This window comes from Corallococcus sp. NCSPR001, from assembly GCF_017309135.1.
Lineage (GTDB): Bacteria > Myxococcota > Myxococcia > Myxococcales > Myxococcaceae > Corallococcus.
Window position 1 is genome coordinate 7,039,438 of the sequence record NZ_JAFIMS010000002.1, and the last position, 19,903, is coordinate 7,059,340.

Below are 19,903 nucleotides of genomic sequence, written 5' to 3' on the forward strand. Positions count from 1 at the left end.
CGACCTTGCTGAACACGCCCCCATGCCCAACCTGAAACACCTGTTGCTGTTGAGCTGCATCGGCCTGAGCCCCGCATGCATCGACGTTCCCCCGCTGGAGGACCCGCCCAAGGAGGATCCGCGGACGGACCCCGACGCGGACTTCACCATCACGGCGACGCCCGCCCAGGAGCAGGTCCTCCCAGGGGGAACCCTGGACTGCGATGTCCGGCTCGCGTGGACGGACACCGTGGGAGGCGCCGTCACCTGGAGCCTCCTCTCCCCGCCCGCGGGCATCGAGCTCCCGTCGTTCACCCTGGCCCAGGGAGAAACGCGAGCGACCCTGAGCATCCGCGTGGGAGCGGGCACGGCGCCCGGCGCCTACACGCTGACGCTCCAGGGCAAGAGCGGCTCGGTCACGAAGCAGGCCACGCTGACGGTCACGGTCGGAAAGCCCGGGGACCTGGTGGTGAACTGGGTCGTGCCCACGCCCGGCAAGGCGTACACGCGAGGCCCCCTGCTCCTGCAGTTCACGGTGGAAGGAGGCGCGGCGGACAACGTGGAGATCCTGAAGGGCACCACCGTGCTCGTGAAGCCCACGGGGAGCCCGTACTCGTTCACCTGGGACACCACCCAGGAAGCCGAGGGCACCTACCAGCTGTCCATCCGCGCGACCCGCGGTGGAGCGGCCTTCATCAGCGCGGCACGGACGGTCATCGTGGACCGGACCGCGCCCACGGTGGCGTCCTACCTGCCGGCCAAGGACGCGGCCACTGTGGGGGTCCACGACTCCATCCAGGTCACGTTCAGTGAGCCCATGAACCCGCTCTCGGTGACGGAGGCGGCGGTGGGGCTCAAGACGGGTACTGGGGATGCCATCGCGAAGTCCGTGGCGCTCTCCGCGGACGGGAAGACGCTGACAGTGACGCCGCTGAGTGCCCTGTCGGCGCCAAGCACCGTCCAGGTCGACCTCACTGCCGCCACGAGCACACTCACGGACCTCGCGGGGAATGGGGTGGTGAGTGCTCCAGCGTGGTCGTTCTCCGTACCAACGTGGCTGCCGTTGGGCGGCGCCATGAGTGCAGTCGGAGGTGCGACGTCCACCCATGAAGTCGACCTGAAACTCGACCTTGAAAATCGGCCCGTGATTGCCTGGACGGAAACCGATGGAGTCGCCCGGAATGTCTACGTGGCCCGATGGACCGGAGCCGAATGGATTCACCTTGGAGGCGCGCTGAATGGATTAGGCGCGGCAGGAACAGATGCCGGACATCCCACTCTCCTCATCAACAAATCAAACCATCCCATTGTCTCATGGCACGAAGCCTCCGGCGACGGCGAGATCAACAGTATTTTTACCCGAACATGGAATGGCACCACATGGGAGGCACTGCCCTCCATCGTCCTCCCATTCTATGCCGGCTCTGATTATCTTGGAGAGCCGACTCTCGGCCTTGAGGAATCAGGGACGCTAAGCCTTTATGCCACTTACAGCAATGAGGGCGAGTCCCGTGTCAGGCACTATCGGCTTACAGGAGGGGCCTCATCCTGGTCTCTTTTTACACTGCCGGCGCCCAACAGGTACGTCAACGCTGGAGATTCTACGGCTTTGATTTCAGGCACCCAGGCTTTCGCCGCCTACAGCATCTTCAACCTTGACGGCGCAGGTGATGGCACTCGAGAAATAGCCGTCGTCGAGAATGATGGGTTGCCTTTGGGCGGACAACTCTTGGGGACGGCGGCAAAGACACCGGCTTTGTCCATTGATGGCAACGGGCGCCCATGGGTTGCATGGACCGAGTCGCCCTTTAATCAACCCTCATCCGATGGACAGATCTACTGGGCCCGATGGGAAGGCACCGCGTGGAGTCTCCCAACACGCATCAGCATCTCCTCGACAGGCAACGTCACGCCAGTCATGAGCATGGCAAAGGGAGTTCCGCATACGCTCGCTTGGAGCGGGATTGTCGCATCGGAAAGAGTCATCTTCACCAGTCGATGGATTTCCAACCAATGGCAGTTCGTCAGCACGCCGCTTACCGCCTCGACCGGAACAAGCACTCCCGCCACATCACCATCACTGGCATTGAGCCCAGCCGGCACCCCGTTCATTTCCTTTGTCGAAGAGGACTCGTCGTCGGCAAACGTATACACGTTCCGGCTCAACGACTGACGCCCACCATGAGCACTCGCGCTTCGCAAAGCGCGAGTGACGCAGGACGCCCACACCATTCATCCCCGTGAAGTCATTCACCCTTGACGCTTGGGAACAACGAGTCCCCGGCTCAAGCGGTTGAGGACACGGCGCTTCTGCCTTCGCTTGTAGCTCTCATGGGCGTTGTCACCGAGTTCGTTACGCCGAGCGGTTTCTTCGTCCGCGATCTGGAACTCAACGAGTGAGAAGGTGACCCGCCCTTTTCGGGGGCGGGTATCACTCTCAGGCGGCGGGAGGTAGGGATCCATCCGCAGGGGGAGGTCCACGACGAAGTTGAGGACCCGGTAGGAATCGCCGGAGAAGGCGTTCCCCGTCCGGTCCTCGCGGTCCTCGAAGTCCCGGTCCAGGTGAAGCTGAGGGATGAACTGCTCGAAGTGAGGGTTCTCCTCCAGGAGCCCCTTGAACGGCAGCAACGTGTTCTCCGTCTGCCCCGGGACAACAAAGTTAAAGGGGAACAGCCGCTGCGTCAGGAAGTAGAGGACCGGTAACAAGTCCTCCCGTTTGCGGGTAATGACGCGAAACCGCGTGCGGTCATACACCTGCGCCGCCACGGTCTCCTTCTTCGCGATCAGCTTCGTCACCAGGGAGTCCCGCGTCTTGATGGAGTGGGCGAACTCCACGATGGGCAAGCCCATCTCCTTCATCTCACGGGCCACCCCCAGCACCTTCTCCGTGACCATCTCCGCGAGTTCGGCTTCGGAGGCGGCCAAGCGGAAGAGCAGGTCCCGACCCTCGATGTGCTGGATGACGTGCATGACCTTCAGCACGATGCAGGCGATGCGCCGGTAGCGGGCCAGCCCCTTCGCTCCTGACGCGAAGAGGAACAGATCGTGGAGCTCTTCTGGCTCCGCGACGGCCTCCGCGACCCTGTAGTCGAATGTCTTCCGAAGATACTCCACGGCATCCGCCAGGACCGTCCGCCCCCATGCATCGTCGTAGGGGCGGGACACGTCGAGTTGGCACAGGCGCAGGAAGCGATCCACTTCTTCCCGCGTCTGGAAGTGCATCCGTCGCCAGTCGATGACGGACCCACCCCGCAAGATAAGCCGGATGCGTTCAAGCTCTCGCAGCCCCATCTGGTCGACGGTGCGAACGGGAATGGAGGGTAGGACTGGGGCGAGGGATGGGGCCTTCACAGGCATCGTTCCTAGTCGGCCACGGCGCCAAGGAAAAGAGCCTCATTCTACTTCAAGGCTCTTCCATCCCTCTATACAACCCAGCCGCCCTTTAAAGCGGGCCTGCCGGGCGAGAAGCCACTTCAGCGCTTGGATGCTCTACCGCGAAGCGACTTCGTGTCCGTCGTGGAACTGGCTCTGGCGAACCAATTGCCCATTCTCGTTCAGTTCCTGCACCGAGCCGCTCCGGAGCCCTTTACGATACTCCTCGATCATCTTCGGCTTGCCGTTGGCGAAGTACTGCACACGGGTCCCGTGATAGTCGCCTGCGACGAACTCGGTCTCCCCGGTCTTCACACCGTTGGCATCCCAGAAGGTCCAGCGTCCGGTCCGGAAACCGTCCTGGTACTGTCCTTCTGACTGCTTCTGACCGTTCGCCCAATAGTCCACGTAGGCACCGTGAAGCACCGGCTCGCGAACCTTCTGGTTAGTCTTGACACAGTAGGCCGCACCGTTCGGCGATGACCTAGTGCGCTCGACGGTACCAGCAGGGCAGGAAAGCTTCACGTCTGCGGCGAAGCTCGTGGCGGACCACGCCAGCACGGACGCAACGAGGAGATGGGGAACCTGCTTGAGAATCATGGGTGCTTCCTTTCCTTGCGAGATTGCCAGCGCCCTTGGAGCGCCGCTGTACAGAAGAACGCACAGGTGTCCGGCATATTCATCACGCACTCTTGAGTGCCAAACAGCAGTCGTGTGGGCGATTTGCGTCGATAGCCGTTCAACAGAAAGCCTCGCCCCAGTCTCAAACCAGGGCGAGGCTCGATGACTTCCTACGTGCCTACAGAAACTCCCGTAGCGACTACTTCGAGATCTGGCTGCAGATCTCGTTGCCGCCAGTGAAGTACAGGCCGATCGACAGGGTCGTCGCCGCTGACCCCGGGCAGAAGTTCATGACGAAATCAGCGGACTTGCCGCCATTCGACGTCGAGTACCCCGACTGGAGAATCGTCGACGGCCCTTCAACGGTGCTCCCGTTGACGCGGACATAGAAGAGGCCGGGCAGGCCCGACTTCTGCGAGGGGAAGGTCGCAGAAGAGCTCGACGGGATATATGCCTTCACACGGGCCTTCGCCGTATTGCCAGTGCTCCCCGGCACCGCAGGATCACCGCAGAAGGTGTCAGCGCCAAACGACACCTTGGTCACGCTGTAGATGATCGGACCGGTGGAGGACGACGCGTTCCACACGGGCTGCTTGCCGCCCTGAGCAGGATCGAAGTTGGCGCAGGTGGGCGCCGGCACCGGGGTGCAGGTGTTACCGCCGCAGTAGCTGCCGTACGCGCAGGTCGCCTGGCCTTCACCGGTGCAGGTCGTCGCGGCAGGGCTGCACACGCCGGTGGTGGTGTTGCAGGTGTTGCCGGAGCCGCAGTCAGCGTCCTTGGTGCAGCCCGAGGGGGTGGAGCCCGGCTCCTCGCAGCGCTTGGACACGGTGCCGCAGACCAGGTCCGTGGAGTCGCCCGTGTTGCACAGCTGGTTGGTCTGGCACTGGCAGACCTTCTGCGTCGTGTTGGACGAACCGGCCAGCACGGCGCAGTTCTTCTCGGAGTCAGGGCAGTCCGAGCCGCTCTCGCAGGTGTCCATGCACACGCCGGCGGCCGTGTTGCAGAAACCGGAGGAGCAGTCGGTGTCGGACGTACAGGAATCGACCGTCGTCGCGTCATCGCCACAGGCCGTCAGGGCCAGGGTCATCGAGCTCACCGCGGCGAGCATCACCATCATCTTACGCAGCTGCATTCGGAACATCCTCCTGGATGGGTTACGTCACCCGGTGTCTCCGGCCACCTGACTCCAGACACCGGGTTTGAAGTCGAGCGGGCTTTAGTCCTCTCGCTCCAGACGTGTCAACGAGTGTCGACCGACCTTTCCACGGCTCCCACCCGGGGAAATTCACTGTTCACGAAAGCGCACAATCCTGACGCACGTCACAGCGACATCGCCGTCATATGTGACGGCGATGTCGCTGCTGGACTTCAGAACGTGAACGGGAAGTCGATGGGCTCGCCCTGCTTCTGGTGCTTCGGGAACGACCAGCTCTTGATGAGCCCCGTGATGCACGTGGCCATGTAGCTCGAGCGGAACTCATCCGTGCGGCACGACACGTTGCTCGTCTTGCCGCTCGTCTGGACCGTCCAGCGCATCACCAGCTTGCCGCTGAGCGAAGGGTCCTTCTGCTTCTGCTCGTTCACGCACTTCACGATGGCCGGCTTGTTGTTCAGCACCACCTGCATGATGTCCGACTGCTGCAGGCGATCCAGCGTGCCGCCGCCCGGCTCGGGCGGGATGTACGCCGTCGCCGTCGGCTTGCTCGCGGGCTTCGCGGCCGCCGGCTTCTTCGTGCCGAACAGCTCGTCGAAGTCGTCATCCCCGCCACCGGAGTTCGACGACGAAGACGATGAAGAAGAGGAAGGCTTCGACACGGTGATGGCATCGCCCTCGTCGTCATCCCGCGAGGAGCCTCGGCTCCCGCTGGACCCCGACTTGCGATGGTTGCGCGGATCCACGCGCGCCACCGCCGTCCCCATGTTGGGCTGGGTCGCGGAGGCAGGCTTCACCTCCGCCGCGGGAGGCGGCGTCGGCGTGGCGGCCGGAGCCGTGGCCACGGTGGGCGTGGCGGCAGGAGGCGTTGCCCCCGCCGCGGCAGGCGTCCCCGCGGCAGCGGTCGCCGCGGTGCCTTCCGCGGGCGTTCCGGCAGGCGCGGTCGGCGCCGCCGCGGGCTGCACCGCCGCCGGAGGAGGCGTCTGCACCGCCGCGGGAGGCGGCGGCATGGGCGGCATCTCCGCCTTGGGGGTAGGCGCGGCGGCAACCTGGGTCGGCTGCTCCGCGGGACGCTCGGACGAATTGCCGCGCGCGACGAAGACGACCGCGGCGCCCGCCATCACCAGCACGCCCGCCGTCACCGCGACCATCATCCCCGTGCGGCCCTTGCCGCCCGTGGGTGCCGCCGCGGGCGGAGGATAGGCCGCCGGATAGCCCGGAGGCGGATAGCCCTGCGGCTGCTGCCCGTACGGCATCTGGGGCTGCTGCGGCGCATAGCCCTGCGGCTGAGGCGCGTACTGCTGCTGCACCGGCGGCTGCGGCGCGTATCCCTGCGGCTGCGGCGGCGCGTAGGGCTGGGGCGCGGCCATGCCCGGCGCGGCGGCCATCATGGCTCCGGGCATCGCCGGAGAGGACACCGGCTCCGGCGGCGGCACCGGCACGTCCAGGAGGCGCGACTGCGACAAAGGCTCGCGCTCCAACGACGGCGCCGGACGCGGCGGCGGCTTGCTGAGGGCGTCGTTCTCCTCCTTCACCAGCGAGGCCAGCACGCTCGCGGCCGAAGGCTTCCAGCCCACCGGCTCCTCGGCGACGGCCGAGTTGCCACCCGCGCCCGGACGGGACGCGCCCGCGCTGAAGGCGGACTCCACCGGACCGGCGGGAATCGTGGGCGACGACGTGGACACCGGCGCGGGCGCGACGATGACCGGCTTGGCCGGGCGCGGCGCCAGCACCGACGCCAGCTCCGCCGTCTCCGACAGGGGAATCCAGTCGCTGAAGCCCGAACGCCAACAGAGGTTGTCCGGGCCCACCTCGCCCCGGTCCCAGGCGTCCTTCACCTTCTCCACCGTCCAGGGGCCCACCTGCTTCTCGTCGATGGCGACGTACCACTCGTGCGACGCGGTGGCGGCCTTCTCCTCCGCGGTCGGCTCGGCGGATTCGGCCTCGGCGAGCTTGCGCACGGCCTCCGCCTTCGCGGCCTTGGCCTCCGCCTCCGCCTCCGCGGCCTTGAGCTTCTGCGACCCCGTGCTCAGGACCTGGTCGAAGACCGCGCCGATTTCATCCTCTTCCACGTCCGTGAAGAGGCCCCCTTCCGGCGGCGTGCCCAGCGTGGCGGGCAGCCCCGTGCCGGACGACTCCACGATGCGTGGCGCGTTCGCATCCGCGCTGCTCTTGGTCTCGGTGGACGCGGAGGCCTCCGCCCCGCCCTCCTTCGCCGCCGATGCACCGGCGGGCCTCACCAGGATGGTGTGACCGCACTTCTTGCAACGAAGCTTGACCCCCTTGGGGCCAACCTTGTCGTCGCTGATCATGTACTGCGCGCGGCAGCTGTCGCAGACGAAACGCATCGTTCCCGTAAGCCTCAGAAATGACGGGCGAAATCCCGTCCGAATCGTAGAAGTGGCCACCGGCGGAGATCAAGGACACCTGCCTTGAACGCCCGCCTGCTTTCAACGCGTGAACCCTCGTCGCGGTCTGAGGGCCTTACTTTCGCACCTGGACCTCGACGTGTGTGCCAACGGCCACACGCAGCTCGTGCAGGTCCTCGGAGGTCGCGAACACCAGCAACTCCCGCAGCTTGGTGCGCGGGGCGACCCGGAAGGCGGACCCTGTCTCGCCCTGCACCATGCGGCGCACGGGCTCCAGTTCGCCCGCGGCGAAGAGGCCCGCGCGCGACGCGGTGAGCTCCGCGCCCTCCAGCCACGTGCGCACATCCTGCGGCGTCGCCGTGGGCAGGTAGGCCCTCGCCACCTTCGCCAGGGCCGCCCGGTCCGGCTCGCTCAGGCTCTTCTGGAGCAGTTGCCGCTCCACGTCCACCAGCCGCGGATCCACCGTGTAGCGCACGTTGCCCACCACCAGGCTGAGCGCCGCCTGCACCACGGCCTCCAGCCGCTCGGGCGCCACGCGCTGGCTGAACGCCAGTTCCGGACGCGCCAGGGCCAGGGTGCGCCCCAGGAGGTAGTACACCTCCTTTTGCCCCTGCTCCGCGAAGTACTTGCCGCCCACACGCACACACGCGGGATGCGTCTGGAGCAGATCCACGTTCACGAGCGGCTCGGGGGCCGGTTCGTTGGAGCGCTTCGCCAAGCGCTCGCGCGTGGCCACGAGGAAGGGCGAGTACAGCTCCACCGCCTCCATGCCGAAGAGCCGCGCGACGTAGCGGTAGTGGTTGACGTGGTACTCCTGTGCCGTGGCCACGTCGATGCGGTGGCGCTTGGGCACCAGCTGGTACTGCGGGAAGGGCACCGCGTACAGGTGTCCCGCCTTCTCGAAGAGCAGGCCCAAGAGCTCCGACAGCGGGCCGCGCACCTTCGGGTGGAAGAGCGCGGTCTGCCACAGCCGGTCCGTCAGCGGACGCTGCGCCAGTTCCTTCTTCTTCGCGTAGGGCCCCAGCTTGGTGAGGATCTCCTGCTCGTCCTCGCCCGCTTCCCCCAGCAGGCCCGACACCGCCTGCGCGGCGAGCCACGCGGTGTCGTAGTCCTTGCGCACCGCGGACAGCCGCACCAGGTGGCCCACCACCTTGCGCGGATTCTGCGTGTTCGGCAGCGCGCGGCGCAGCGCCACGATGGCCTCTTCCTCGCGGCCTGGCATCTGGCCCGCGACCTCCGCGAACGTCTCCTGCATGGAGGCATCGTCCGGCAGGCCCTTCGCCGCGACGCCGTAGGCGGCCACCGCGCCTTCCGGGTGCTTGAGCACCTGGAGGTACAGGTCGCCCAGCGCGCGCCACAGCGTCATGCGCGCGGGGTGCGTGTCCGGCGTCTTGGGCAGACGCGCGAGCATGCGCGTGTAGTTCTCCTCCAGCACCTTCCACTGGCGCGCGCCGCCGAGCATCGCCTCCAGCGCGCTGAAGGCCTCCACGAAGCGGTGGTCCAGGTCGAGCGCGGCGTTGAAGGCCTGCGTCGCGCCCTCCACGTCCTTCAGCTCGTCGCGGCGGATCTCGCCGAGCGCGAACCACACGCGCTTGGCCTTGTGCGGCTCCAGCGCGAGCGCGGGCAGCGCCAGCATGCGTCCCAGCACATCCGCGGCCTTCTGGCCCTGACGCGTCTCGCGCAGCAGGCGGTAGAGAGCGTCCATCACCTCCGGCGCGTCCGGCTGCGTCTTGAGGGCGCCGGTGAACGCGTCGATGGCCATGTACGGGTCGTGCAGCTCGTCGCGCGCGATGCGGCCCAGCTCCAGGTAGACCTTGACCTTGGCCTCGCCCTCCAGGCTGTTGACGAGCTCCTGGCGCAGTTCCGCGGACTTGTCGTAGTTGCCCGCCTTGTCCATCAGCGCCACCAGCGCGCGCAGCGTCTGCTCGTGCTGCGGGTCGATAGCGAGCGCCTTCTCGAAGTGGTTCTGCGCGCGGTCCGTCTGGCCGAGCGCGGCGTGCACGTCACCCAGCTGCCAGTAGACCTCCACGACCTCCAGGTCCGTCAGCTCCTCGCGGTGGTGGATGAGGATGGTCTGGAAGACCTTGAGCGCGTCCTCGTACCGCTTCGCCTGCACCAGCAGGTTGCCGTAGCCCTCGAGCGCGGGCAGGTACGTGGCGTCCAGGCCGTAGGCCTTCTCGTACGAGGACAGGGCCTTGTCGCGGCGGCCCAGCTTCTCCGTCACGTAGCCCAGCCGGTAGAGCTGGCGGCAGAGGTCCTGCGCGATGGCGGGGTCCTTCTCCGCCATGGCCTTCTCCGCCATCTTGCGCGTGACGATGTCCAGCATCCGCTCCGCGGACGACCAGTCCTCGCGCGCGATGTAGACGTCCGCCAGCGGGCGCGCCGCCTCCAGGCTGTCCGGGATGTGCTTGAGCGTCTCCTCCCAGTAGGGCGTGGCCGTGTCGCGGTCCTCGCGCGTCTCCGCGTGGTAGCGCGCGACGTCCAGCAGGGCCTTGCCCTTGGCGGACGGATCATCCGTCTGCTGCGCCTCCTGCAGCAGCGTCTGCTCGTAGCCGCTCCAGTCCTGCTCCTGCTCCTGGATGCCCTTGAGGGCGCGGATGGTGGGCAGGTGGCCCGGGTCGATGGCGAGCGCCTGCTGGTACGCGTTCCGCGCGCTCGCCATGTCCGCGAGCATGTCCTCGTTGATCTTCCCCAGGCGGTGCCACAACTCCACCGCCTTGGGGTCGCTGCCCACGACCTGCGCTTCCTTCTGGAGCATCTCCAGCGCGAAGGGCCAGTTGCCGCTGCGCTCGTAGAGGTTGCCCAGGGCGTGCAGCGCGGGACGGGACTCGGGGTCCGTGGCGAGCGCCGCGTGGTAGCTGTTCACCGCGCGGTCCACCGCCTTGAGGTTCTGGTACAGGACGTTGCCCATGTCCACGTACAGCTCCGCCTGCTCCTGCGGGCTGGTGGCGAGCGCGAGCTGCCGCTCGTACGCGAGGAGGAGGTCCTCCCAGCGGGACTGCGCGCGGCGCAGCCGGATGAGGGACTTGATGGCCGGCACGTTCTGCGGGTCGATGGAGAGCACGCCCTCCACGCACGCGTCGGCGTTGGCCGGGTTCTGGTACGTGTCCTCCCAGATGGTCGCGCTGCGGAAGAGGACGCGGACCTTCTCGCGGTAGTCCTGGGACAGCTCCAGCATCCGCTCGTAGATGGCGAGCAGGTCCGCCGGTTGGTCCAACCGCGTGTGCAGCCGCTCCAGCGACTCCAGCGCCTCGCGGTTGTAGGGGTCGAACTCCAGCGCCATGCGGAACGCGGAGACCGCGGACTCGTCGTCCTTGAGGTCGCGCTCGTAGACGGTCGCCACCTCCACCTGGATGCGCGCGCGCTCCTCGTTGGACGCCGCGAGGTCGCGGGCCCGCAGCAGCGTGGTGGCCACGTCGCGGAAGGCGTTGCCGCGACGGTAGAGGTTCGTGAGGACGCCGAGCGTCTCCAGGTCCGGCTCCAGCTCCAGCGCGCGCAACAGGGCGCTGGCGGCCTCCGTGGGGTCGTCCAGCGTCTCGTCCCAGACGCGGGCGATCTCCTTGAGGATGCCCTTGCGCGCCTCGATGGAGCCCGCCGCCTCCAGCTTCTGCTCCAGCGCGACGACGTACTCGCGGTCGCGGCCGCGCCGCTGGAACACCGCCGCCAGCCCGTCCAGCGCGGTGGCGTTGGTGGGGTCGAACTCGAGGATCTTGCGGAACGCGGCCTCCGCCGCCTGCGGATCATCCAGCCGCGAGTCGTGGATGCGCGCGAGCGTGGCGTAGATGCGCTCCGCGAGCGGGCCGCGGGGCAGCTCGTCCGCGACCTCCTCGTAGACCGCCGCCAGCTCCTCGTGGCTGCCCGTCTCGTCCGCGAGGCGCTCCACCTCTTCGCGCAGCGCGTCCTCGGCCGCGTCCAGCTGCAGCGCGCGGCAGAGCGCCAGGAAGGCCACGTCCTTCTGGCCCAGCCGCTCCTCCTGCACCCGGGCGATCTCCCGCAGCGCCGCCATCTTCTCCTCGTCGGTGACGAGGTGGGGCATGTAGCGGTCCATCACCGTGGCGTAGGCGCGCCAGTCGTTGTTCGCGCGGTACAGCGCGCACACGCGCTCGTAGGCGGTGCGGTTGGCGGGGTCGAGCTCCAGCACCTTCTCCAGCGCGCCGGCGGACAGCTCCGGCTTGCCGCCCTGCCCTTCCCACAGGTCCGCGACCGTGAAGTACGCGGCGATGGCCGGGTCGCGCTCCTCGGACGCCAGGTGCACCTGGACCTTGAGCTCCAGGGCGCGCACGGCGTCGTTCCACGCGCGCAGGGACACGGACAGCGCGTACACGCGCTCCAGGTCGGAGACGGAGTGCGGCTCGACCTCCAGCGCGCGGCGGGCCGCGTCCAGCGACTCCTCGCGCCGGCCCATGCCCGCGAGCACCTCCGCCATCCGCAGGCGGAGCGCCTTCACGCCGTCGCTGCTGTCCTGCAGCGGGATGAGGCGGCGCAGCACGCCGACCAGCTCCTCGCGCTGGCCCGTCTCGTCGTACAGCTCGCGCAGCGTGTCCAGCGCGCCGCGGTGGCGCGCGTCGCGGTCCAGCGCCGCCTTGAAGTACGGCACCGCCGCTTCCGGCTGCTTGAGCAGGCGGTACACCACGCGGCCCAGGCGCTCGTTGAGGCGCACCACCTCACGCGGATCCAGCGTGATGGCCAGCCGGCCCTCGAGCATCTCGCGCAGGTCCTGCGGACGGCCCGCGCGCTCGTACAGCGACTCCAGCGCGTTGAAGACCTGCTCGTTGCGCGGGTTCTTCGCCAGGAGCTCACGGTACAGGTCGATGGAGCGGCCCAGGTCCGACAGCCCCTCGGCCGACACCTGCGCCATCTTGCCCAGGACGCGGTCCCGCTCGCTGCCGGTGACCTTGTCCGCCTGGAGCTTCAGGATGGCGTAGAGCTTCTCGGACGCGCCCGCGCCCTCGTAGATGCCCTCCAGGAGCCGCGCCGAGGCGAGGTGCGACGGATCCAGCGCGAGGATGGCCTCGTAGGCCCCCGCGGCGCGGTCCGGGCTGTCCATCCGCTCCTGGTAGAGCTGCCCCAGGCGGAAGAGGAAGCCGATCTTGTCCGCGGCTTGCGTCGCTCCGGTGGCCAGCGCCTCCAGCACGCCGGCCAGCTCCGGCCACGCCTCCAGATGCAGGTAGAGCCGGTCCAACGCGACGAGCGAGCTCTGCTGCACCGACGCGTGCAGCGTGCGCGCACGCTCGAAGTAGGACACCGCGCGGTCCGGGTCGCGCAGGCGCGTCTCCAGCACCTGGCCCAGCTTGAGGCACACCTGGGCCGCGTCGGCGGCCTCGGCGATGCGCGGCAGGGCCTCCTCGTAGAGGACCACCAGCTCGTCGTAGCTGCCCGCGACGTCGGTGGCGTTCTCCAGGCGGCGGCGGACCTCGCTGTCGTTCGGGTCTTCCTTGAAGCCGCGGTAGAGCGCGAGGAAGGCCAGCTCGCCCTCGCCCTGCGTCTCGCGCAGCGTGGCCAGCTCGCCGAGCAGCTGCTTGCGCTCGATGGCGTCCGGCGACACGCCCACGCGCGTCTCAATCAACTGCGCCAGCCGCTGGACGTCGCCGCTCGCGCGGAAGGCGCGCAGCAGCGTCTCCACCGCGAGCAGGTTCTGCGGCTCGCGCGCCACGATGGCTTCCATGCGGCCCACCGCGCCCGGGTGGTTGGGCTGCATGGACAGCACCTCGCCGAACAGCGACAGCGCGCCCGCCTTGTCGAGCAGCTTGGACTCGCGCACCGTCGCCAGGCGGAACTTCAGCTCCAGGCCCTCCTCCGGCGGCATCAGCGCGATGCGCCGCGCGAGGACGTCCGCGAGCTCCGGCCAGCGCTCCTGCTTCTGGCAGAGGCTGTCCATGCGCGCGAGCGCGACCGCGTCGTCCGGCTGGAGCTCCAGGAGCCGCCGGAACGTGGCCAGCGCGCCCAGCGGATCCTTGAGCTGCTCCTCCTGCAACGCGCCAATCTGGTGGAGCACCGCCGCGCGCCGCGCCGGCTCCTCCGACAGCGCGAGCTGGCGGCGCAGCACCTCCAGCAGCTCCGAGGGACGGCCCGTCGAGGCCACCAGCCGCGCGGTGCCATCCAGCGCCTCGTTGTCCGTGGGCTTGAGCTCCAGCACGCGCTTCCACGACTGGAGCGCCTCCGCCGGCTCACCCAGGTCCACCTGCATCCGGGCGAGCGCGCGGTACAGCTCCGCGCGGGCCGCGTCGCTGGCCTTCGGGGCCACCTCGGTCAGCACCGCGCACAGCTCCTCGGGCGCCTCCGCCTTGTCCACCAGCTGGATGCACAGCTCCAGCGAGCGCGGATCCTCCGGCAGCTCGCGCAGCGCGCGCGTGGCGGAGAGGAACCCCATCTCCGCGTTCTCCAGCGCGGTGGCGTAGATCTCCGCGATGCGGCGCAAGAGCGCGGCCCGCTCCTGCGGCACGGGCTCCGCGGAGGCGCGCGACTCCAGCATCTCCACCTGCTTCAGGTGGTTGCCCACCGACGCGAAGACGGGCTCCAGGGCGCTCGCCGCCGCGCCTCGCAGCGGGCTCTCCGAACGCGCCAGCTCCTCCAGCGCGCCCACCGCGCCCGGGTGGCCCGCGCGCCGCGCGAGCACCGCCTGGTACAGCTCCAGCGCGCCGCGCGGATCATCCAGGCGCGACACCTTCAGCCGGCCCAGGCGCACGCGCAGGTCGGACGCCTCTTCCTGCGCGTCGCGCGCGTCCGCCATCTGGATTTCACGCTCGACGTGCTGCGCGAGCTCCGCCCAGCGCTCCATGTCCGCGAGCACGCGGCCCAGCAGCTTCAGCGCGTTGGCGTTCTCCGGCCGGCGCTCCAGCACCTCGCGGTACGCCTGCGCCGCCAGCGACTTGTCCGCCAGCGTCTCCTCGGCCAGGTGCGCCAGCTCGAAGAGCAGGTTGATCTGCGAGGACGCGTTCGTCTCCGCGGCCACCTGCCGGCGCATGACGAGCGCCAGCTCCCGGTGCGCGCCCGTGCGGCGGTGCACGCGGGCGATGGCCTCCAACACCGGCTTGTTCATCGGGTCGCGCCGGCTCACCTGCTCCAGGGCGCGCACCGCCAGGTCGTAGCGCTTCAGGCGGTTGTCGTAGATGGACGCCAGGCGCCGCCACAGGTCGCCCGCAAGGGGCTCCGCGGGGTCGCGCTCCAGCTGGTCCTCGTAGGCCGCCGCCACCTCCTCGAAGGAGCCCGAGTCCGCCGCGAGCCGCTCCAGCTCGTCGCGCACGCCGGCTTCCGCGGGCAGCTCGTTGAACGCGCGCAGGCGCGCGACGAAGGCCAGCGACGTCTGGCCCAGGCCCTCGCGCAGGACGGCGATCTCCTGCAGCCGCTCCAGGCGCTTCTCCGGGGGAACGCCCGGCAGCAGCACCTCCAGCACGTCCACCAGCTTCCGCGTGTCGTTGAGGCCGCGGTAGACGGGCTCCAGCAACCGCGCCGCCTCCAGGCGGGGACCGTCGTGCGCGAGCAGGCGCTCCAGGCCCGCCACCACCTGGCCGTCGCCCGGCGACAGCTCCAGCAGCCGGCGGTACACCGGCAGCGCTTCGGTGGGACCGACCTCCTTCTCCAGCAACTGCGCGCGGCGCAGCAGGTACGCGCGGCGCCCGGGCTCGTCCGGCGCGAGCTCGGAGAGCTGCTCCAACACGTCCGCCTGCTCCACGAAGTGGCGCGTCTTCGCGTACAGCTTGTCGAGCGCCAGCAGCCCCTCGGGCACCTTGCGGATGGCCAGCGCGGAGCGGAGCACTTCGATGGCCTTCGCGTCCTCGCCCGCGCTCGCGTAGGCCTCGCCGGCCTTGAGCAGCAGGCCCAGCCGCGCCTCCGGGTCGGTGGAGAGCTGCGCCTGACGGGCGTAGACCTCCGACAGGCTCTTGGCGTTCTGGCCCTTCTCGTAGAGCCGGGACAGCGCCTCCAGCGCCTGACGGTCCTGCGGCGCGTCCGCCAGCAGGTTCTTCCAGAGGCGCGTGGCCTCCTCGGGTTGGTCCAGGCTCTCACGCAGCTCCGCCGCGCGGCGCAGCAGGTCCAGCGTGGCCGGGTCTCCCGCGGTGAGATCCACCGCGGCGCTCTCGTAGATCTCCGCCAGCACCTCGTGGCTGCCGGTCTCGCGGGCCAGCCGCTCCAGATCCGGGCGCACGCCCTCGCGGTCCAGGTCGTTGGCGAACGCCTTCACCGCCGACATGAACGCGAGCGACGGCTGCTGCATGTCGCGCTCGTAGATGCGGCGGACCTCTCCGGCGAGGATGATCTTCTCCACCGTGAGCGCGGACTCCATCCGCGTCTCGCGCAGCGCCACGCGGCGGGCATGGTCGCCCACCTGCGCGAGCACCTTGTCCAGCACCTCCAGCGCCGCGCCGCTCATGGGCACGGCCGCCTTCACCCAGGCCTCCAGCGCGGCCCTCGCGCCCGGGTGGCCGGGGTCCTCGGTGAGGATGCGCTTGTAGAGGCCCAGCGCCGCGTTGGCGTCGTCCAGCACCGTGCGCAGCAGCTCCGCCAGGCGGAAGGACACCTCGCGCCCCTGCGGGCTCTGGCCCTCCTGGTTGCGCCGCAGCGTGAGCGTCCACGCCAGGTCCTTGGGACGGTTGAGGTCCGTGTAGAGGCGATCCAACGCCGTGGCGGCCTCGCGCTGCGCCGGGTCGCGCTCCGCGATGGCGCGCCACGCGGACGCCGCGCTCTCCTTGTCGGTGAGCTTCGCCTCATGCAGCAGCGCGGCCTCGCGCAGGCACACGAGCTGATCCGCGGGCTCCTGGATGGCCGCCGCCAGCTTCTCCAGCACCTCCGCCAGCGCCGCCCACTCCTCGCCCGCGCGGTGCAGCCGCTGCAACGCCCGAAGACTGTCGAGATTGCCCGGCTCCAGCTCCAGCAGCGCGCGCAGCGCCTTCACCGCGCCCGGCCGGTCGTCGAGCTTCTTCTCCTGCACCTCCGCCAGCTCGCGCAGCAGCGCCGCGCGCGCGGGGCCCACGTCGCCCTCCTCCGTCAGCTCGGAGAGGATCTCCGCGAAGCTGTCGAGCGCGTCCGCGTCCTCCGCGGCCTGACGCGCGGCGGCCCTGAGGCCCGCGTCCGATGGGGCCAGGCGCATCGCCCTCGCGAGCGACGCGAACGCCAGCTCCGGCTGCCGCAGGTGCGCCAGGTGCACCTGGGCCGCGTGACGCAGCGCCTGCACCCGGCCGGCGTCGTCGCGCGCGACCTCCGCGAGGACGTCCAGCGTGGCCACCAGCTTGCGGTGCTCCTTCGTGCGCTCGTACGCCGGAATCAGCGCGCGCGCCGCCGCCTCGCGCGAGGGCCCCGAGGCCAGCATCGCCTCCAGCGCGGAGAGCGCGTCCGGATCCGACGGGCGCTGCCGCAGGAGGTCCGCGTAGCTCTGCACCGCCTCCGCGCTGCCGTCCTGCGAGCCCTGCAGCAACTGCGCGCGGCGCAGCTTCAGCCGGGACACGTGGTCCGCGTCACCGGCCGTCTCCGCCAGGCCGATCATCCGCGCCAGGGTGTCCCCCAGCTCGCGCTGCATGCCGGCCTTCTCGTAGAGCTCCGCGAGGCGCGACAGGTGCCGGCCCTCCTCGCCACCATGCGTGATGGCGGACTGGAGCGCTTCGGCGGCCTGCTGCGGACGGCCCAGCTCCACGTTCAGGTCCACGAGCCGCAGGAGCAGGTCCAACCGCTCCGGCCCGCGCGTGGCGTGGATGCGCTTGCGCAGCAGCGTCTCCGCGTCCGCGGAGCGGCCCGCGCGCCCGTACAGCCGCACGAGGCGCTGGAGCACCTGCGGCGACTCGGGCGAGCGCGACAGCGCGGCCTCCAGCGCCGTGATGGCCTCCGCCGCCATCCCGCCCTCCTCCGCCAGCATCGACGCCTCGGAGAGCAGCTGCACGGCGAGGACGGGATCCTCGGACTCGGTGGCGAGCGTGCGCAGCACCCGGCCCAGCTCCGCGTGCGCGGACAGGTCGCGGGCCAGGCGCGCCGTCTCCGAGCGTCCCGACTCGTCCTTCGGCTCCTCGCGCACCATGCGCAGCCGCGTGTCGAACGCCGCGCGGCTGTCCGCGAGCTGCTTCTCGTGGATGCCGGCCAGCACCGTCAGCAGCCGCTTGCGCGCGGGCGCGTCCGTCGTGGAGTCCAGCTGCTGCTGGAGCGCCGCCACCTGCCGCTGGTGATCACCCGTGCGGCCGTAGTGGTTCGCCAGGGCCTCGGTCAGCGCGGCCGTGCGCACGCCCCCGGCCGCCAGCCGCTCCAGGCCGCCCACCACCACGCCCGTGGACACGTTCTCCGCCAGCAGCGCGAGGAACAGGTCCGCCGCGTCCTCCTGCCGGTTCAGCCGCTCCGCGTACAGCTTCGCCTGCCGCGCGGTCCACTCGTTGCGCTCCAGCTGCGACTCGGAGAGCGTCGCCAGCTTCCCCGCCAGCGCCGCCGCCTCCTCGAACTTCGACAGCGCCACGCACAGCGCCTGGAGCCGCTGCACCGCCTGCGTGTCCTCGGGCGCCAGCTGCACCCACTGACGCACGAGCGGCTCCAGCTCCACGGGCGAGGCACCCGCCGCCTCGCGCCGGGCGATGTCCGTCTCCAGCCGCGTCTTCGGATCATCCGCCAGCGCCGCGGCCGCCTGCAGCGACTTCACCGCCTCGCTCGCCGCGGAGTCACCCGGCGCGCGCGCGAGCACCTCGCGCCACGCGGCCTCCGCCCGCACGGGGTCCGCCAGCGGGCCCTGGAGCAGCTGCGCCAGATGCCGCCACAGCGCCACCGCCACGGCCGGAGGCGTCGCCCCCTGCGCCGCGCGCAAGAGCGCGTGCGCCAGCGCCGGCTGCGCGTTGGCCTTCTCCGCGTGCTCCACCACCGTGTTGAGCAGCAGCGGCCGCCCCGGCTCCAGCTCCAGCGCGCGCGCCAGCACCTCGAAGGCGCCTCGCTCGTTCTCCTGCTCCTCGAACATCAGCGCCAGCGCTTCGCAGAACGCCACGCGCTCGGCGCGCGGACGCGGGGCGAGCATGGCCAGCTCCAGGAGCGGCAGCACCTCGTCCAGCTTCTCGTCCTCGGCCAGCAGGCGCGACAGCTGGAAGGCCGCGAGCGCGTTGGTGGGCTCCAGCTTGAGCGCAGACTCCAGGTGCGCGCGCGCCGCGTCCGCGTCCTGCAACTGCTGCATGCACAGGTCCGCCAGGCGCAGACGCAGGCTGGCCTGCTGCGCGCGGTCCTTCACCGTGCCCAGGTAGCGCTCCAGCGTGGCCACCGCGTCCGCGTAGCGCTCCTGGCCCAGCATCAGCTCCGCCGCCAGGCTGGCCGCGTCCGCGCGCGACGCATCCGCCGCCACGGCCTTCTCGAAGGCGGCCAGCGCTCCGGCCGCGTCGTTCATCCGGCCCAGCTTCAGCGTGCCCACGCGCAGCCACAGGTCCACCTGCGCCGTGCGGTCGCGCGCCTCGCCCGCCATCGCCTCCAGCTGCGCGAGCGCCGGTCCGTAATCGCCCGCGCGCCCCGCCATCCGCTCGATGAGCGTGAGCGCCTCCGGCATGCCCGGCCACAGGAGGAAGCAGCGGTCCAGCGCCTCCTTCACCTTGCCGGCGGAGCCCGGGTCGTACCAGGCGAACAGCTTCGCCACGAGCAGAGACAGGCGCGCGGCGCTCTTGCGGTCGCGCTCCTCCAGCGACATGCCGCGCAGCATGCGGACCTTGTCGCGCCACACCTGCTCGAAGCGCTGCATCGCGCGGATGGCCTTGTCCGCGCGCGCGTTCTGCGGATCCAGCTCCCGCGCCACGTCCAGCACCTGCTGCGCCAGCGCGTGCTCGGTGGGGTCGTCCACCAGCCGCTCCGCGAGCGCGGCGTACTCCTCCGCCATGCCCGCGTCACCCAGCGCGGCGCGCTCGCGCTGCAGCGCCTCGAACGCCGGCTGGAAGCGCTCCTCGGACAGGAGCAGCTGGCGCACGCGCCGGAACGTCGCGCGGTCCGGCTTCACCCGCGCCGCGCGCTGCAGGCACAACACCGCGCGGTCGCGCCGGAAGAGCTTCTGCTCGTAGAGGTCCGCGGCCTTCAGGTAGTGGCCCGCGCTCTCCTCGCCCTGCGTCGCGGCGCCGAGCCGCTCCAGCACGTCCACCAACGACGACGAGTCCTGGCGGATCTCATGCAGTCGCTTGAGACCGCGCAGCGCGGGCATCGGGTCCCTGGCGACCAGCAGCGCGCGCTTGAGCAGATCCTCCGCGCGCTGCGCGTTGCGCTGACGCTCGTGGGCCAGCTCCGCCGCGCGGCACAGCAGGCGCGCGGCCTCCTCGGTGGGAACGTCCCGCGAGCGCCCCTCGTAGAGGCGGATCAGCTCCTCGACACGGCCCGTCTTCTCCAGGGCCGCTTCGGTTTCAACGAAGGAGCGGTCGTCGGTCACACGCAGCGTGGGACGCGCAGGGGCGGAAGGCTGTTCCATGATGCTCGTTGGCCAAAG

At 69.9% G+C, this 19,903-nt stretch carries 6 protein-coding genes; 1 reads left to right on the forward strand and 5 read right to left on the reverse strand.

Annotated elements, in window-relative coordinates; translation table 11 throughout:
* The first annotated feature begins 22 nt into the window (after positions 1-22).
* Positions 23-2,152 carry an Ig-like domain-containing protein gene (locus JYJ93_RS30025; RefSeq protein WP_206797998.1) on the forward strand — a complete coding sequence of 710 codons (2,130 nt, stop codon included), beginning with the start codon at positions 23-25 and terminating at the stop codon, positions 2,150-2,152.
* Between the two features lie 77 nt (positions 2,153-2,229).
* On the opposite strand, the gene JYJ93_RS30030 is transcribed toward JYJ93_RS30025, so the two are convergent.
* From JYJ93_RS30030 to JYJ93_RS30050, 5 genes are all read right to left on the reverse strand, one after another.
* Positions 2,230-3,336: a TIGR04552 family protein gene (locus JYJ93_RS30030; protein WP_242543978.1), complete on the reverse strand. Its 1,107-nt coding sequence runs from the start codon at positions 3,334-3,336 to the stop codon at positions 2,230-2,232.
* Positions 3,337-3,468: 132 nt separating this feature from the next.
* Positions 3,469-3,951, reverse strand: a complete 483-nt coding sequence (locus JYJ93_RS30035; RefSeq protein WP_206798001.1) for a hypothetical protein — start codon at positions 3,949-3,951, stop codon at positions 3,469-3,471.
* A gap of 220 nt (positions 3,952-4,171) precedes the next feature.
* The gene (locus tag JYJ93_RS30040) at positions 4,172-5,104 is read right to left on the reverse strand and encodes a hypothetical protein (protein WP_206798002.1); all 933 of its coding nucleotides are present in this window, start codon (positions 5,102-5,104) and stop codon (positions 4,172-4,174) included.
* 236 nt (positions 5,105-5,340) lie between these two features.
* Entirely contained in the window at positions 5,341-7,473 is a 2,133-nt protein-coding gene (gltJ, locus tag JYJ93_RS30045; RefSeq protein WP_206798003.1) for an adventurous gliding motility protein GltJ, read from the reverse strand.
* 136 nt (positions 7,474-7,609) lie between these two features.
* Positions 7,610-19,885, reverse strand: a complete 12,276-nt coding sequence (locus JYJ93_RS30050; RefSeq protein ID WP_206798007.1) for a tetratricopeptide repeat protein — start codon at positions 19,883-19,885, stop codon at positions 7,610-7,612.
* Between the last annotated feature and the right edge of the window lie 18 nt (positions 19,886-19,903).

Excerpts from the sequence above, each read along its gene's own strand:
- JYJ93_RS30025 (WP_206797998.1), top strand. The coding sequence starts at position 23 with ATGCCCAACCTGAAACACCTGTTGCTGTTGAGCTGCATCGGCCTGAGC.
- JYJ93_RS30030 (WP_242543978.1), bottom strand. The coding sequence starts at position 3,336 with ATGCCTGTGAAGGCCCCATCCCTCGCCCCAGTCCTACCCTCCATTCCC.
- JYJ93_RS30035 (WP_206798001.1), bottom strand. The coding sequence starts at position 3,951 with ATGATTCTCAAGCAGGTTCCCCATCTCCTCGTTGCGTCCGTGCTGGCG.
- JYJ93_RS30040 (WP_206798002.1), bottom strand. The coding sequence starts at position 5,104 with ATGCAGCTGCGTAAGATGATGGTGATGCTCGCCGCGGTGAGCTCGATG.
- gltJ (WP_206798003.1), bottom strand. The coding sequence starts at position 7,473 with ATGCGTTTCGTCTGCGACAGCTGCCGCGCGCAGTACATGATCAGCGAC.
- JYJ93_RS30050 (WP_206798007.1), bottom strand. The coding sequence starts at position 19,885 with ATGGAACAGCCTTCCGCCCCTGCGCGTCCCACGCTGCGTGTGACCGAC.